12 protein-coding genes are annotated in these 15,929 nt (G+C 54.1%); 8 read left to right on the top strand and 4 right to left on the bottom strand.

Annotated features, from left to right (window positions below):
• Positions 1–45 precede the first annotated feature (45 nt).
• Positions 46–2,985, bottom strand: a complete 2,940-nt coding sequence (locus tag Poly59_RS10540; RefSeq protein WP_186776155.1) for an FG-GAP-like repeat-containing protein — start codon at positions 2,983–2,985, stop codon at positions 46–48.
• A gap of 509 nt (positions 2,986–3,494) precedes the next feature.
• On the opposite strand from Poly59_RS10540, the gene Poly59_RS10535 reads away from it, so the two are divergent.
• Positions 3,495–6,320: an FG-GAP-like repeat-containing protein gene (locus Poly59_RS10535; RefSeq protein ID WP_186776154.1), complete on the top strand. Its 2,826-nt coding sequence runs from the start codon at positions 3,495–3,497 to the stop codon at positions 6,318–6,320.
• 64 nt (positions 6,321–6,384) lie between these two features.
• On the opposite strand, the gene Poly59_RS29365 is transcribed toward Poly59_RS10535, so the two are convergent.
• Positions 6,385–6,603: a hypothetical protein gene (locus Poly59_RS29365; protein ID WP_186776153.1), complete on the bottom strand. Its 219-nt coding sequence runs from the start codon at positions 6,601–6,603 to the stop codon at positions 6,385–6,387.
• A 20-nt stretch (positions 6,604–6,623) separates the two neighbouring features.
• Between Poly59_RS29365 and Poly59_RS10530 the strand changes: the two genes are divergently transcribed.
• Complete coding sequence (locus Poly59_RS10530) at positions 6,624–6,806, top strand: hypothetical protein (protein ID WP_146534007.1); 183 nt, start codon at positions 6,624–6,626, stop codon at positions 6,804–6,806.
• A gap of 40 nt (positions 6,807–6,846) precedes the next feature.
• On the opposite strand, the gene Poly59_RS10525 is transcribed toward Poly59_RS10530, so the two are convergent.
• On the bottom strand, positions 6,847–7,350 hold the full coding sequence (locus Poly59_RS10525; protein ID WP_146534006.1) for a hypothetical protein: 504 nt from the start codon (positions 7,348–7,350) through the stop codon (positions 6,847–6,849).
• A gap of 278 nt (positions 7,351–7,628) precedes the next feature.
• Here Poly59_RS10525 and Poly59_RS10520 point away from each other — a divergent pair, with 278 nt between their 5' ends.
• Entirely contained in the window at positions 7,629–8,285 is a 657-nt protein-coding gene (locus tag Poly59_RS10520; RefSeq protein ID WP_146534005.1) for a hypothetical protein, read from the top strand.
• A 22-nt stretch (positions 8,286–8,307) separates the two neighbouring features.
• Here Poly59_RS10520 and nhaR read toward each other — a convergent pair whose 3' ends face one another.
• Positions 8,308–9,219 carry a transcriptional activator NhaR gene (nhaR, locus tag Poly59_RS10515; RefSeq protein ID WP_146534004.1) on the bottom strand — a complete coding sequence of 304 codons (912 nt, stop codon included), beginning with the start codon at positions 9,217–9,219 and terminating at the stop codon, positions 8,308–8,310.
• A 164-nt stretch (positions 9,220–9,383) separates the two neighbouring features.
• Between nhaR and Poly59_RS29360 the strand changes: the two genes are divergently transcribed.
• From Poly59_RS29360 to Poly59_RS10495, 5 genes are read left to right on the top strand one after another with little or no spacing between them, the layout of a single operon-like run.
• On the top strand, positions 9,384–9,740 hold the full coding sequence (locus Poly59_RS29360; protein ID WP_186776152.1) for an HPF/RaiA family ribosome-associated protein: 357 nt from the start codon (positions 9,384–9,386) through the stop codon (positions 9,738–9,740).
• Between the two features lie 30 nt (positions 9,741–9,770).
• A complete protein-coding gene (locus Poly59_RS10510) occupies positions 9,771–10,709 on the top strand; it encodes a sigma-70 family RNA polymerase sigma factor (protein ID WP_146534003.1) in 939 nt (312 codons plus the stop codon).
• Positions 10,710–10,748: 39 nt separating this feature from the next.
• Positions 10,749–12,860, top strand: a complete 2,112-nt coding sequence (locus Poly59_RS10505) for an ABC transporter transmembrane domain-containing protein (protein ID WP_146534002.1) — start codon at positions 10,749–10,751, stop codon at positions 12,858–12,860.
• A gap of 60 nt (positions 12,861–12,920) precedes the next feature.
• On the top strand, positions 12,921–14,270 hold the full coding sequence (locus Poly59_RS10500) for an HlyD family secretion protein (RefSeq protein WP_146534001.1): 1,350 nt from the start codon (positions 12,921–12,923) through the stop codon (positions 14,268–14,270).
• A gap of 14 nt (positions 14,271–14,284) precedes the next feature.
• Positions 14,285–15,904, top strand: a complete 1,620-nt coding sequence (locus Poly59_RS10495; RefSeq protein WP_246151534.1) for a TolC family protein — start codon at positions 14,285–14,287, stop codon at positions 15,902–15,904.
• The last annotated feature ends 25 nt before the right edge of the window (positions 15,905–15,929 follow it).

The following is a 15,929-nucleotide window of genomic DNA, read 5'->3' as shown; positions in this document are numbered from 1 at the left end:
GTGTTAACGCAGAAGTCCGTTCAGTGACGTCGCGAACGCGACTGTCTAATGTCGTGGCAGGGCGAACGGTTCTGCATCGCCTTCGACTAGCAGCATGCTCTGGTCGGCAGGCAAAGTGTTGAAGGTCTGAATCTTTCCGCTTGGCCAAGTTACCGTCGCTTGGTCGAGTCGCGCTTCGGCTCCGATTCCGAAATGGACCACTGATTCGTTTTTGCAAAGGAATCCGTCGCCTGCCGTCACCCAAGCCGACCATTGCTGATCACCCGCTGTGATCTCGACGTGTGCCCCAATTGCATCTCGCTCGCTAGTGGTGCCGACGAGATGAAAAGAAACCCAGTGATGATTGGTCGGCGACTGATTGATCAGCAGCGAAGCGGGGCCCAGCAAATCTGTCATCGCAAAGTCCATTCTTCCATCGCGATTAAAATCAAGTCGAGCCATCGCTCGTCCCAAGCGAGGCGTCGACCAGTACTCTGAATCGCGTGGCTGGGTGATTTCGAAACGGTCACCTAAGTTTGCGAACAATTGCAACGGTTGCTGGAACGGTTGATTGCCTCGCCGTCGCAGGTCTTCAATGTGTCCGTTGGTGACGACGAGGTCCGGCCATCCGTCGTTGGAATAGTCGATCGCTTGCGTGCCGAATCCGACCATCTCCGTGCTCTCGCGATCGACCCCGAACTTGACATTCATGTCGCGGAACAGGCCATTTCGGTTTAGGAAAAGACTTACCGGTTCGTTCATGTAATTGGTAACATGCAAATCGACCGATCCACTGCGATCAAGATCGGCAGAAGCGATTCCCATCGCGCCAGTAGCTGATCCAATCGATCCGTACGCGCATCCGCTGGCAATTGCCAAGTCGGTCAGTTTGTGTCCTTCGCCTTGTGCCCAAAGTTGATTGTTTCGCACGTCATTTGCGATGTAAGCTTCATTGCCATCGTGATCTGATAGCAAGTCGGTCAGGATAATTCCGAGCCCCGTACAAGCGTTGGATACATCGTCGCCAACCACCGATGCCTTCCATCGACCGTCGCCGGTGTTTGCGTAAAGAATGTCTCGAGTCGGGGCGACGCTTAGCGGCGCGATCGCGTCCACAACGTCACCGGCGGAGTCAACGGTGGGGAGTTTGGCGATGTTTTCATCGCGCAGGTAATTGAGTGAAAATAAATCGGGCAAGTGGTCGCCGGTCATGTCGCCCATCGCAAGCGACGTGCTTAAATTCGTCAGGTCCGATATCTCGTCCAGCGGCTCGGGTCGATAGGTTCCATCGCCTTGGTTGATCATGATTTGGTTGGCACCGATGTTCGCGATTGCCAAGTCTGCGAACCCGTCTTGATTCCAATCGCCTGACGTGACACCGACGGTATAGCTTCGTTCGTTCAACCCAGACGGCGTCGTCACGTCCACGAGGTGTTGGTCGTTTGATTGCACGTCATTCGTGCGATTCTTATCGGTACGTTCCACCGTCCGATAGAGTCGGTCTGAATCGATGGCGACAAAATTATCGGGATCGGCGGCGCCTTGGCAAAAATAGAGATCTGGCCGGCCGTCAAGGTCGAAGTCAGTGACTGCAACGCCGCCGCCCAGCGACTGGTAGATTGCGAAGCCTTTTGCGATCGGTTCTTTGGCAATTCGGTAGCTATGCTTCAGGCCAACTTCGTTGGAAATGTTAACGAAGTCGGCCGGATCGGGCACTGTTGGTTTCGCGAAACCCTTTGAGGCTGAATCGTTCTTGTCGCCGATCGCCGCGATTCGCGAAGGGAATGGGGGCAGTGGCCGATCGGCCAAGTTCATGTCGCACCAAATTTCGGACGGTTCGGGAAAGGCGGTTCCATCGGCGAGTGTTTGCTGCAGGTCTGTTTTGAAACCCGCCAAGTTGTCCTGCGAGTCGCCGCTGCGGGTGACTAAGACCACTTGCCATAATAGGGCTTCGAGTCGGCGTCCAATGGAGTCCAGATCCTTGGCCAAAGCTTGAAACGATTCCGTGGCCGGTGCGTTCGAGGCGGCGATCGCGTTGCTTTCGTTCAAGATTTGATTCAGCAAGGCGTAGCGGTCGATCCATGTCTGGGCTTTTTCAGTTTCGTTCATCGAACGCAGCCCTTGGAAAATTCGCCGCGTTGACCGCAGGTCGGTCGGGTCCAATCGCACCGCTTCGGCCAGCGCCCGAACCGCGTCGGCGTATTCCGCTTCGGCAATCAACTGGGTTCCGATCGCCGCCCAGTATTCGGGGAATTGTTTCACCGACTCGTTCAAGTGGCCGTACCACCACGCCACCATTTCGTCGTCTTGCGCCTCGACAGCAGCTCGGCCGTAGAAAGCGATCATCGAATCGGCGGCTTCGCCCAACTCGATCACAGGACGCACAAGCTCAGCGGCTTCGCGGTACTTTTTCTCCGTGAACAAATGCCGAGCTTGCCCACCCGGTCCGATCGGCCAGTACGGGCGAGTCCCGTCGGCGGGCGGCGTTCCCGGTGCGTCGTAAATCGCGTCGGCTTCGACGATCAACGCGTGCAATTCGTCTTGCATCACGTCACCAGATCGGCACAGTTCGCGGATCAACAGGTTCGCCTCGTGCCGTCGCCCTTGCCGGTTCAGTAGATACGCTAGCGATCGTCGTACCAAGTTGATCGTCGGATCGATTTCAAGCATTTTACGATAACGATTTTCTGCTTCACGGTACCGACCGACGTTCAGGCACCAGCCTGCCGAAACACCCAGCGCCGGCAATCCGGCGTCCGGATGATCCGTTGGAATCTCGCTTAGTAGTTCAATTCCTTGGTCATATTTACCTTGAAGGGCGAGCGTATTGGCTAAGTGAAACAGGACCTCATAGTCTTGAGGATTGCGAACCAGCAGGTCGCGTAAAAGTCGGACAGCTTGGTCAGTCTCGCCCGCACCTTGCGCCGCAACTGCGTTATCAACTTGCTGCTGGCGAGCAAGCATCGGCGCCGGTGCTTCGGGCACCTGGGGGGGCGTTGGCACCATCGGTGGGGCTTCAGCTGTGTTGTCAGCATCCGTTGTCGTATTCGCGGAAGCGTTTGATTTCGTAGCAGGCTTTTGAGAGCACCCGGCCAGCAAGGCCGCTGCAACCCACGCACTCAAAAAAACAAGCTGGCGAATGCGATTCGATGATGACTTAACTCTCTCAACTTGGTCGTGCATGTTCCGTCGCAACTGGCGTAGGGCTATCATGAAATCACTCAAATCGCTCGTGGAGATGCGACGATGGATTGTAGACTGAGGGAACATCAATGCGGTCAGTTTTTCAACGACATTCTCCCAGTATCGCGTTTGCATTTTCATGCGTTTTTCTTTTCGCTGGATGTAAGCCATCGCCTCCGATTACGAAGCAGGTTACGCAAACCGAGCCTGGTAAAATTCAGGACTCCACGCCATCGTTTGGATCCGACGCATCGGTTGTCGATTCGCCATCCTTGGCAATCTCAAGATCGCGGCGTCTCCAAAACGCATCGCAATTGGTCCAGAACGGTGCGATGGATCAGGCATTCGATGCGGTGCGAAATCTGTTGATCGAGGATCCCGATAGCGTAGCGGCCAACGCGCTGATGTTGCGAGTGATGATTCATCGCAAAGATGCCGGTGCCGCCGTAAACATTCTTGATCGATTAAAATTGCTTGATCCTTCACGCCGGGATGACTACGACGCACACGCCGCAAGTATTCAGTACCAAGACGGTGAAGCACTGGCAGCGACAGCGAGGCTTGAAGCACTGCTAAAGGTGTCGCCCGAATTCGACGAAGCTCGCCGGCTGCTGGTCAAGATCTTAGACCAACAAGGTCTCTCGCATGATGCTAACCAACACGTTCGATCGATGATGGGGCACACGGGACTGAGTCTTGAAGAACTCGTTGGTTTGGTGTTCCCGACGCGATCGAGGAATGGGGCGCCGGATCCTGTAACGGCGACTGTCGATACCGGCACCCTGGACCCGTATGTGATCCGTGTGGCGTCGGCATTGCGGATTAACGGAAATCCCCGCGAGGCGCTCGCATGTTTGGACGCTAGCGGTTGGTTGGTCGACCATCGCAGTCTGGCGGCCGTTTCGCTTTATGGTCGGACGCTCGCTGATGCGCAGTTGTTTGACGAATTGGAGGCCTGGGCGGCTACGACGCCACAGTCATGCCAGCGGTATCCCGATTACTGGATCGCATGTGGAACGCTGGCTCGGCGTCAAGACAAAGAAGTCGCGATCGAGTGCTTCATCAGGGCAATCCAGCGAGAGCCTGGTAGTATTGACGCGTTCTATGGCATCGTTCAGTCACTCGAGGAAGAAGGAAAACTAGAATTGGCGAAGCCGTTTCGAAATCGGTTGACCGAACTGGATAGCATCGCACGCGATGTCAGGGAACTGCGTGGATCTGCTTCTCCCACGCCACGGGCCTTCGTGGACATTGCAACTCAGCTCGCCAACATCGGGCGCCCGCTTGAAGCCGTTGCGTGGCAAGAGTTGGCCATTTCGAGTTTTTCGCCTGATTCAGAGCAACTGCGTTTGATCCCACAATACAAGGCACAAGTGCTCAGCCGCTTTCCAATGGGTTACGACGAAACTGAAATCCAGTGCGGATGGGTAAGCCCAATTGAGGATGTGGCGTCGATGTGGTTAGCCGAAATTCGTTCGAAGGATCCAACCCAGCTCAACAGCAAGCACTGGACCAAGCAGTCGTCGATCCCGTCCGGCCTTTCGGTGACAACGCCCAATTTTAAGAACGTCGCTGAGCAGAAGCGATTGACGTTTCGGTACCTCAACGCGGCCGAGCCTGTCGAACGCGAGTTTCAGATCTTTCAAGCGTTCGGCGGTGGCGTCGCCTGCTTAGATTTTGATTGCGATGGTGCCGTCGATTTTTATTTCGCGCAAGCAGGCACGACACCGCCCGATGGCCGATCTGATCATCCGAACGAATTGTTTCGTAATCTTGGAGATGAATTTGTCGGTGTAGTTTCAAGTTCTTATTCGGACGATCGCGGATACACCGTAGGCGTCTCGGCAGGCGATTGGAACCAAGACGGCTTCGCCGATTTGTTGATCGGTAGTGTTGGACACAATAGGCTGCTGATCAACCAAGGTGATGGGACATTTCGTACCGACCAGAATTCAGCACTTCGCGACCAAGTTGCCTACACCAGCAGCTTGGCAATCGCTGATTTAACGGGCGACGGTTTGCCGGACATTATCGAGATCAACTATCTTGATGATCCCGCTATCTTCGAACCGATCCGATACGGGGCCGATGGAAAACCAAAATCGTTACCCGGGCCATTGCAGTTCAAACCAGCGATGGATCGCCTGTTGGTTTCGGTCGGTGACGGTTCGATGCTTGCATCGCCGCTTGGCAACCAAACTGATGACGCTTTTCGTCCCGGGCTTGCCCTGTTGGTCACGGACCTGGACGGCCAGCCTGGTAACGAAGTTTTTGTTGCCAACGACCTGCGTGCCAACCAAATGTGGTTTCGCGGTAAATCAAGCGACGGAGTTTCTCGGTGGGATGATGGTGCGGTCGGGCTTGGCGTTGCTTATGGGGCCGGTGGAAAGCCAATGGCTTGCATGGGAGTCGCTGCGGCAGATTTTGACCAAAACGGCCGCCTTGATTTGCATGTCTCGAATTTTGAGGACGAATGGTCCAATCAATACATGCAGACGACTTCGGGAACATTCGAAGATTGTGTGGTGTCGTACAAGCTAGACGTCGTGACACGAAAGATGCTCGGCTTTGGCACGCAAGCGATTGACTATGACAACGACACGGTGTGGGATTTGATTGTCGGCAATGGTCACATCGAAGATCAAACTGACAAAGGCAGCATGTTCGCGATGCCGACTCAAGTGCTTGCAGGTCGGTCGGATGGTTTTCTGTTGCAACAGTGCGCTGGCGACGATGACTACTGGAATTCGGCGCACTTTACTCGTGGAATGGCTAAGTGCGATTTCAATCGCGATGGTCTTGTCGATGTCGTCGCGACCGACTTGAAAAAAGATGTCGTCCTGCTGCAGAACCAAACTGTCACCGACAATCACTGGTTGCAACTTGAATTGGTTGGGACGTCGTCGGAGCGTGATGCTGTGGGAGCACGTGTGACGATTGAATTTAAATCAAAAGCTCTCGTGCAGGCGGTCCAAACCGGAGACGGTTATCTTTCGAAAAACGAGTCGGCCTTGTTCGTCGGACTTGGAAAAGCCGATTCAATCGATCAGGTTCGGGTGCTGTGGCCCAGCGGAATTCAGAGTGTTTATCGCGATCTTGCTTGCGATCACCGTTGGCTCTTGGTGGAAGACCAAGCCGACGCTTGTCTAGCATGGTGAGAACAGGCTAGTCTTGCACCCGTCGCATCTGATTGACCTGTCTGTTTCCCTATGCACTCGCAGATTAGCTGAGGCCGCCTTTGCAATCGACGGCGTGTGTGTCGATGGATCGGCTGTAGAGTCGTCTTGTCGAAGCCGATACGTTCACGGGAAACATGAAGTGTTCGCGAGGGATCAAGCGATAGGCGTCGCCCGGGCGCCGGATTTCGACAGCGTCATTGCCGAATGCTGCCGTCATCAACGTACGGATGACGCCAAACTCTCGCATCCCCGACATTGGCATTCACGGGCGAGGCAAGAAATATGCCTAACGCTGCAGACCGCTTGGCCGCGACTATGATTTCGCAAGCGGAAACAAGCCAAGCGATCGCCGACCGAGACAGCCCAAGCCAGGCACACCCTTCGACGATGCAGCGATCCCACGACAGCATTGATGAAGCTGTTCTTTCCGTGCCGCTTGATCAATGCGAACTTGAGGATGCCTAACTAAGAGCCCGGACCACCGCATCATTTTCAAAGATGTATGCTAGCGCAGTTCGATGAACCGCGTCTGCGCGTGGTCCAGCGGAATGAAGGTTAGGTTTTGATTGGGCGCGCCGCTAGTTGCGAATTGGGGATTCCATGGGATCGCGTACGCACAAACACGGCCCGAGGTTTCCTCTGAAACGTAGATCACGCCACTGGCCATTCGATCGTTACTTTTGAATCCGCGAAAATCGGCCAATCCCGCTGCCATCAAGTACGCGCCTTGATGCTGTGGAAAGTCTTGCGTCAAGTTGTATCGGTAGCGGATAAAAAACTGGCCATTGGTTCGGTTGAGCACATAGCCAGTCATGTCGCCGGTGATGTGATCCAGCGTGACAACAGCCTCCATGCCTGCCTCCAGCGGAACGGTCAACATTGTCTTTTTGTCAGTCCCGTGCACCGTCATCGCTTGAGCTGTCGTCGGCACTCGATCGACCAGCACGATGACCAGTGCCGCTGCAACGAGAGCAGCGTGCATCCCATAAACAATTTTTTTGAACATCATTTTTCGGCGATGACTGCGACGATTGGATTCGAAAAAGCGAACGGACCGATTGTCGATCGAATGATTTACTTCGAGCTGACGCCCCGTTCACCATTGCCCGTACTATAGGACTTTCAAGCAATCGCGAGCTATTCGTTTTTCATCGGCTGCGATCGGTTTTATCAATGGTTCAAGATTGACGACGGGGCGTAAAGTTTCCCGTCAGCGAATGTTAGTCGGCCAAAGCAGGCCAATCGCTGGCGTGCCTGCCTGTTCCAGCCAACCTTCGGAGTCTGTTGATGTTGATGTTACCTACCACAGCGAACTCGCCCTTAGCCAACCCAGCTTATGACCGGGGCGCTGTCTCGCTGATTCCGCTCGACGAGCCAACCGCTTATAAGCAGCTTGATGCGTACTTCGAACGAGAATCCTGCAAACGCTCGCTTTGCGAGGCCGCAGGCATTGATGACGGTGATCTGATTGATCGACTTGCCGACGCAGGTTTCACGTCTGATACCCTGTCTGCGTTACAGCTTGCCCCGATCGCGCTAGTTGCCTGGGCGAGCGATTCCGTCTCGGACGAAGAATCGCAGGCTGCGGTTCGGTCGATCTATAAAAACCGACTCTTCGCGCAACCGGCGGCCGCGTCGCGGGTGCAATCGTGGCTCGATGTGCGACCCGACGAATCGCTTCGGGATTTGTGGGTGGACTACACCGAATGCCGGCTGCAAAGTTCGCCGTTCGTTGTTCGTCTCTATTTATGGGCCAACGTCACCACAGCTCAAAATCGAAAAGTGTGTCCCGGCCAGCATCATGACATTCAAGACCGCGTGGTTCACCGAACAGAACAGGTCGCGCTCGCTTCGGGGGGCTGCTTTGGATTCGGAATGATTTGCATGGGTGAGCAATCGGTCATCGATCGTGTGCGCGAGATTGTTCAACACTCGCCGAGGTAGTGCTCGTGCTTAGCGATCTCGTTTAACTACCGTCAGTGAATAGGTTGTCGCGAGCCGATTGGGAGATTGCGACAACTGCTGGGTGCTTCAATCTTCGTTCCACCGAGATCGCATAGAACCTTTCGATGATTTCAGGAATGCGACCGACTTGCTTGAGCGAGTAGTGAGAAGCGACGTCGTTTGCGACTGCGGTTGGGACGAAGATCATTCCTTCGCCTGCTTGACCAAAAACTTTTAGGACCGCACTATCCTCGAATTCATGCGCCACCTCTGGGCGAATGTCTTGGTCGTCGAACCATTGTTCAAGTGAGCGACGCAGCGTTGTGTTTTGTGTCGGTAAAAGCATCGGTGCACCGTCGAGTGACTTTGGAAAGCCTTTCGCATACTTCTTTGCCATTGCCGCGGTTCCGAATACAGTCACATCGCACTGTCCCAAAAGGTGATTGAATGCGCGCACATTCAATTCTGGCGTGAGTGGCGAATCTGCGAGCACGACATCCAAGCGGTGCATCGCAAGGTCCGCGAGCAGGTCCTTCAGCTTGCCTTCGGTACAGACCAGTTTCACACGCTCATCTAAAGCGAGTACTGGTTTCAAAATTCGATAAGTGACTAGCTTGGGAAGCACGTCGGGAACCCCGACGAGCAAACGAATCGAATTCTCGGTGGGCCGTCCGCGGATCGCATCTGCAAGTTCATTGCCGAGACCGAATATCTCATCCGCGTACCGAAACACCATCTGACCACTGTCGGTCAGGAGCATCGCTCGTCCTTTGCGTTCAAATAACTTGACGCCCATCGATTTTTCTAGCTTTTGGATTTGCGTGCTGAGCGTCGGCTGGGACAAGTGCAGCAGTTCCGCAGCGGGCGTGATTCCACCCTCTTTAGCGACCATCCAAAAGTACATCAGGTGGTGGTAGTTGAGCCAATCAACCATCGTCAATCTCGATTAGTTTTTATCTATGATTCGTGCGTTGGAATTCTAATTGTCTAACTGTACGAATCTGCCGTAGAGTTAAACAGTAGTTGAACAGTATCAGCCATGGATTTTTTCTCTGATGGCACAATCGTTGAATCACGGAATGTTTAGGAGTAACCGAAGTGTCAATCAACATCACTGACCGTAGCAATCTTCTTGACACCGAGGCACGCCAATTGGCGCAGCGGCGTCTGCTGTTTGCGCTATCGAGATTTGATTCGCGAATCAAGCAGATTGACCTGGTGGTTGAAGACGAGAATGGCCCCCGAGGTGGAATCGACAAGTCGTGTCGCATTTCAGTGTCGTTAGATCATGCATCCGACGTGGTGGTCTCGGGCAAAGATTCTGACGTCTGCCGATGTATATCCAGAGCCGCCGAGCGAGCCGGACGTGCGGTAGCGAGGACCATCGAGAAATCGAACGATTTTGCACGTCTTCGTCGAACTTTCATCGATCCAAAAGCAATCACGCAGACCTAGCTTGCCCCCTTTTTTCCGGAGAACCGCTCGATGATTCATTCCACCGCACTGAAGGTCTCTCTTCAGCATCAGCAGTCGCTTCAGCATCACGGAGGCGGCAAATCCACGGAACTTCGTACGTATGGTGATCAAGAAGGCGACTTCTTTTTCTTGAGCATCTTTCGCAGCGAATCTGCGAGCGAGATGTTGTTGGGGCCGATGCCGGCAACCGAGAAGACACCCCCATCGAAGCCGCCGCGAGGGTTGCCTGCCTACCTTGCTCATCTATGGACGGTGCCGCTGTTGACGGCGGAGCAAGAGCAGCACCTTTTTCGAAAGCTGAACTTCTTGAAGTACCGCAGGTCATGTTTGGAGTCCAGGCTTCGTTCCTGCAGCGGATATGCTGCGATGGTTGACGATCTGAAGCAGCTCGGTGATCGTACGGTTGAAGTCCGAAATTCAATCGTCGAGTCAAATCTTCGGCTAGTCGTTTCAATGGCCAAGCGATATGCAGGTTGGAACTCGAACGAATTTGATGAAATCGTCGGCGTCGGAAATGCGGCTTTGGTTCGCGCTGTTGATCTGTTCGATTTCCGCCGCGGAGTCCGATTGAGTACCTATGCCTACCAAGCGATTCAGACATCCATATTCAGCAACTACCGAAAGGAAGGGCGGATGAATCGCGGGTTCATCGCCAGCGGAACCGAGGCCGTTGAGTCGGCAATCGCGGATGCTGGCGAGAGCGACCTCGCAGAATTAGAGTCGGTCGAAGCACGCGAGCAAGTGATCGAGTTGATGAAGACACTTGACGAGCGTGCACGAAAGATCGTAATGGCTCGGTTCGGGATCAATCAAGAACGCAACGGTGTTGCGTTCCATGTCATTGCGAAAGAAATTGGGCTCAGCACAACTCGGACGGCGCAATTATTTCATCGCAGCATCGCAAAGATGCGTGGACTATTAACTAAACGGTACAGTGTTAGCCTGTAACGGCAACAGTGTTTCTATTCGTGAGTCGCAGTACCATTCATGCCTGATTTCAACGACCAGACTACTCCCAGCGAGGGCACTCTTTTTCGCGTTTTAACGCGGGTTGGCATTTCGCTGGGAACTACGATTCAGCGTGCCGATTGGTGGGCTGCAGAGACGTCCGCAGGCGACCGAGGATACGATCCGCTCGATTCGCTCATTGCCAGCGCCAAGCACGCAGGTATCTTGCTAAACGAGACAACGTTCGAATCAGCCAGCGAAGTGTTTGGTTTTCTGCGTGAAGAAATTCCGATACTGATTTGCAATGCAGATGGCAGTTTCAGTGTCCTCGAGAAATTGTCGGGGCGACGAATCCAGGCTAGCTTGGTCGGCGATCGTACGGAATCTCGAACCTACACCAATCGTCAGCTTCGTAAGCTACTGATCGCGACGCCGGGGCCGCGGTGCTTTTCTTGCAAGCGAGAGCTGCAGTGCGATTCGATTTCGGCTGCGGATGGTCATCATGCCCATGACGGCCATCACCACCACGCGCATCCATCCCCGCTTCGTCGATTTATCGGCTTGTTAAATCTTGATCGCCGCGATATCTGGTCCGTCGTTCTGTTCGCATTTGTCGCTGGCCTGCTGTCGCTGGCGTCACCGCTGGCGATTGAGTCATTGGTCAATGTCGTCAGCTGGGGGACGTATCTGCAACCGCTGATCGTACTAGGTTTGATGCTGCTGGCGTGCTTGGGTTTGGCCGGCGTCTTGAAGGTCTTGCAAACCGTCGTCGTTGAAATGATTCAGCGTCGCCAGTTTGTTCGGATCGTAAGCGATCTGGCGCATCGGTTCCCGCGAGCCAATCAAGCGTCTTTGGTTGGCGAGTATCCACGTGAATTGGCAAATCGCGTGTTTGACATCATGACGATTCAGAAAGCGACGGCCGTGCTGCTGCTCGACGGGGTCACGATCGTTTTGACGACTCTGCTCGGGATGATTCTGCTGGCGTTTTATCATCCATTTTTACTTGGGTTCGACATCGTGTTGTTGATCTCGATGATCTCAATCACTTGGGTGCTAGGCCGCGGGGGGATCCGCACTTCGATCGAGGAATCGATCACCAAGTATCGCGTGGTGCATTGGCTACAGGACGTGATCGCGTCGCCTTCGATTTTCAAAACCGGCGGTGGTGAAACGTTAGCGATCCAGCGAGCCAACCAATTGTCGGCAGATTACATCAGGGCTCGGCAGGGACAGTTCCGAGTCGTCATTCGTCAGGTCACGTTTGCGGTTGCGTTGCAAGTGTTAGCGTCAACGGCAGTGCTGGCTCTAGGCGGTTGGCTCGTTATCTCGGGGCAATTGACCCTCGGTCAACTTGTCGCCAGCGAATTGGTGGTTACGGTCGTGGTTGGGGCGTTTGCAAAGGCCGGCAAGTCGCTCGAAAAGTTTTATGACTTGATGGCAGGTATCGACAAAGTTGGTCACTTGATCGATATACAAGTTGATCCTCGTCACGAACTTACCGACTTAGCGGTTGGCCCCGCCGAAGTCAGTTGGACAGACCTAGTGTTTTCCGAGAATTCCTCGAAGTCCAAAGTACCATCGTCCGCGATCGAAGCGGGGACGCGAGTCGCCCTCGTCGGCGACGATGTTACCGGGCGTCAGAGGCTCTCGCGTACTCTTGCTGGATTGCTGGAACCCACCAGCGGAACGGCGCAGATTGCCGGATTGGATGCTGCCAGTTTTGCGACAGGCGACGCTTCACGGCTGATCGGTTATGCCGGACGCAACGATATCTTTCATGGCACGCTGCGAGAAAACGTCGACCTGGGACACAGTGGGATTGGACAGAGCCGAATCCTAGAGGCTTTGAAGCAAGTAGGACTCGACAAAGCGGTTCTGCAACTTCCAGACGGCATTCAAACGCGACTGCAGACCGGCGGATATCCGCTGACGGAGATCCATGCCAAGCAGTTGTCGCTCGTCCGTGCGATCGTCGCAGCACCAAAGTTGCTGATCGTTGACGGTTTGCTGGACGAACTGTCGAGCGAAGACAGGCAACTGGTCTGGCAAGCGATTGCCGCGACGGATGTTCCGTGGACGCTGATTATCAATACAAACCGAGACGACGTGGCTAAACTCTGCGACGTTCAAATCGCAGTACGTCGTTAATTGAACACGCGACCGGACCGAAATAACGCAAGCCGCAGCCACGATCGCCAAGATGTATCCATGATAGAAGAACCTGAAAATCAAGAAGACTTTTCGACCTTGCAGTTGGTTCGGACGGGTAATCTCGTTCGCGTTTTCAGCCGCCTGACTTTCATCGTCCTGGTCCTGACGTTCATCGGGCTAGTCTTCGTTCCATGGCGGCAAACCGCGCGCGGCATCGGTACCGTCGTGGCACTTGATCCACAACAGCGGCCGCAACCCGTTCTTAGTCCTTCCAAGGGTGTGGTTAGCTACGTCAAAGACGGTTTGCGAGAGGGAACCTACGTCGAGCAAGGTGAACTGCTGCTGCGGCTAACTCCGTTTGCTGCCGATGGTGTATTACAAATCGACACACAGATCATCGCGACTGAATCGAAAGAAGCGTCGGCCATTTCGAGTCTCGAAGTTGCAAAGCAAGCTGCGGTATTGCAACAAAGCAGCGGCGACAGCCTGGCGCTGTCACTTAAGCAAGACCTGCTGGCGGCGAAACAAAAGTGGGAGCAAGCCAAAAACGAAGTTGCTTCGATCCAAGCCGAATTGACCGACAAACGAAATCAGCTTCGAATCGCCGAGCAGGTCGCCAGCCGTGGTTTGGTTTCCAAAGAAGAGCTGTTCTCCAAGCAACAGGCTGTTGAATCACAATCCGCCAAACTCAGTAAAGCCGAAAACGCAGTTCACGAAGTGTCGGCGATGCTGCTGTCTAAGGAAGAAGAGATTGAATCGAAGATGCAAGAAATTGACATCAAGAATCGTGAAGCGAGCCAAAAGGTTCTCGAGTCGATGCAGAAGATCAACACGATCGAAAAGGAATTGCTCGACTTGCGAAACAAACGCAACGAATTCGATCGCCTCGAAGTGACCGCTCCGCGATCGGGCTATATCCAACAATGGTTTGGCTTAACCGGCAGCGACACGATCAAAGAAGGCGATCAGTTGTTTGTCATCGTTCCCGACACGGACGAACTGGCTGTGGAGATGAAAGTGAGTGGCAATGACATGCCGCTATTGCATGAGGGTGACCGAGTTCGCTTGCAATTCGAGGGTTGGCCTGCGGTTCAATTTGTCGGCTGGCCGTCCGTTGCTGTCGGCACGTTTGGCGGTAAAGTCAACCGAGTCTTCCCAACCGACGATGGAAAGGGGAACTTTCGGGTGGTTGTGACCCCGGATAATCATTTTGACCGGGAGGACGGATGGCCGGATGACCGATACTTACGGCAGGGTGTCCGCGCCAACGGTTGGGTGCTGCTTAAACAAGTTCCTCTCGGTTATGAGATATGGCGTCAACTAAACGGATTTCCGCCTGTGGTCGCAGTCGACGAGCCTGGCAAAGACAAGGACAAAGGCAGCAAAGTCAAATTGCCAAAAATATAACGATTGCGTGTTTTTTGATCTTTGTTTGCGTTTTTGTTGCGTCCCGCAACGCGGCTGCCCAGGACAAACAGCTTGCGTCTGAAAAATCGTTTGCCCAGTTTTTGATGCTGGTCGACGAGGAGGTCAGCGAAGAGCTTGAAGCGCAGTCAGGCGAGGAAATACTCGCTGAGGAAAACTCCGTCGACCCGCTCTCGCTCGCCGACGTCGTTGCCAGTCTGTATCGTTCGTATCCCGACATCGCCCGCGCTCGCCAGCAGCCAGGCATCGCGAGCGGGCAATTGCTTGCGGCATACGGGGCATTTGACACCAAGCTGCAAGCCCACTCGCTTTCCGAGCCGACTGGTTTTTACAGGAATTATCGCAACGGATTGGGCGTCGCTCGGCAGACTTGGTGGGGCGGATACGTTGCTGCGGGGTATCGCATTGGTCGCGGCTTCTATCAGCCTTGGTACAAAGAACGTCAAACCGACGATGCCGGTGAATTCAAAGTTGCGTTCACACAGCCACTGCTTCAAGGTCGCGCGATTGATCCGCAGCGTGTCGCTGTTTTTCAAGCTTCTCTTGCCCAGCAAGCTGCCGGCCCAATCATCCAGCAAACGATCTTGGACATTTCACGTGATGCAGCCGCCGTCTATTGGGAATGGGTTGCGATGGGCGGCGTCTTAGAAGCACAACGCGAAATGCTAAAACTTGCGGAGGAACGAGGTGAGCAATTCGAAGTTGGAGTTAAAGCAGGGAAGTTTGCTGAAATTGACCTGATCTTGAATCAACAGTTGGTCGCTGAACGACAAGCAAAAGTCTTCGAGACCGAGCAGAAGTTCCGTGCAACGTCATTCAAGTTGGCGTTGTTTCTGCGAGACCCAAATGGCCAGCCGATGGTACCGGAGGATACGTGGTTGCCAGAACGTTTTCCCGTCATTGAGCCGCCACCGCTCAGCGATTTTCAATCGGACTTGGCTGCGGCCCTGAGTCGCCGTCCCGAGCCTAAATTGCTTCAGCTTGACATCCGGCACGTCCAATATGACCGTCAATTGGCTTGCAATGAAATGTTGCCGCGATTTGATTTCGTCACCGAAGCGTCGCAGGACATGGGCGATCCAGCTACAAAATCGGACGACAAGGGCGACTTTGAACTAGTGATCGGATTCACTAGCGAGGTTCCGGTTCAGCGTCGTAAAGCACGCGGCAAGATTCAAGAAACCAACGGTAAGATTGTCCAGATCAACGAGAAGCTTCGTATGGTTCGTGACAAAATCGGGATTGAGCTGCAAACCGCTTACAACGCTCTGTTGCTTTCCGAGCAAGTCGTCGAGCAAACAGAGGTCTCGCTTCGCGCGGCGTTGGAAACGCTCGATCGATATCGTTTTGCGTTCGAGCAGGGAAAAATTGATTTGATCTATTTGAATCTGTTGGAAACCAAGGCCAACGAAACAGAGATCAAACTTGTCGAAGCTCAGCGAAACTGGTTCGCTGCGTTGTCGCAAATGCAAATTACTCTTGGGCTCGACCCACTTGATCAAGCGATGGCTGTGTCGTCGCTGCCCGATAGCGACATGCCAGGCCCAGGTAACCTTCCCCAAACCAGTCGATGGAAGCCGGCACCGCCAAAGCCTGCTGTGCCGAAACCCGAATGATCGACTGCGGGATCTCGACTTTGTG

This window comes from Rubripirellula reticaptiva (assembly GCF_007860175.1).
Lineage (GTDB): Bacteria > Planctomycetota > Planctomycetia > Pirellulales > Pirellulaceae > Rubripirellula > Rubripirellula reticaptiva.
Note: the sequence above shows the minus strand (reverse complement) of the source record. Positions and strands in the feature narration are given on the sequence as shown.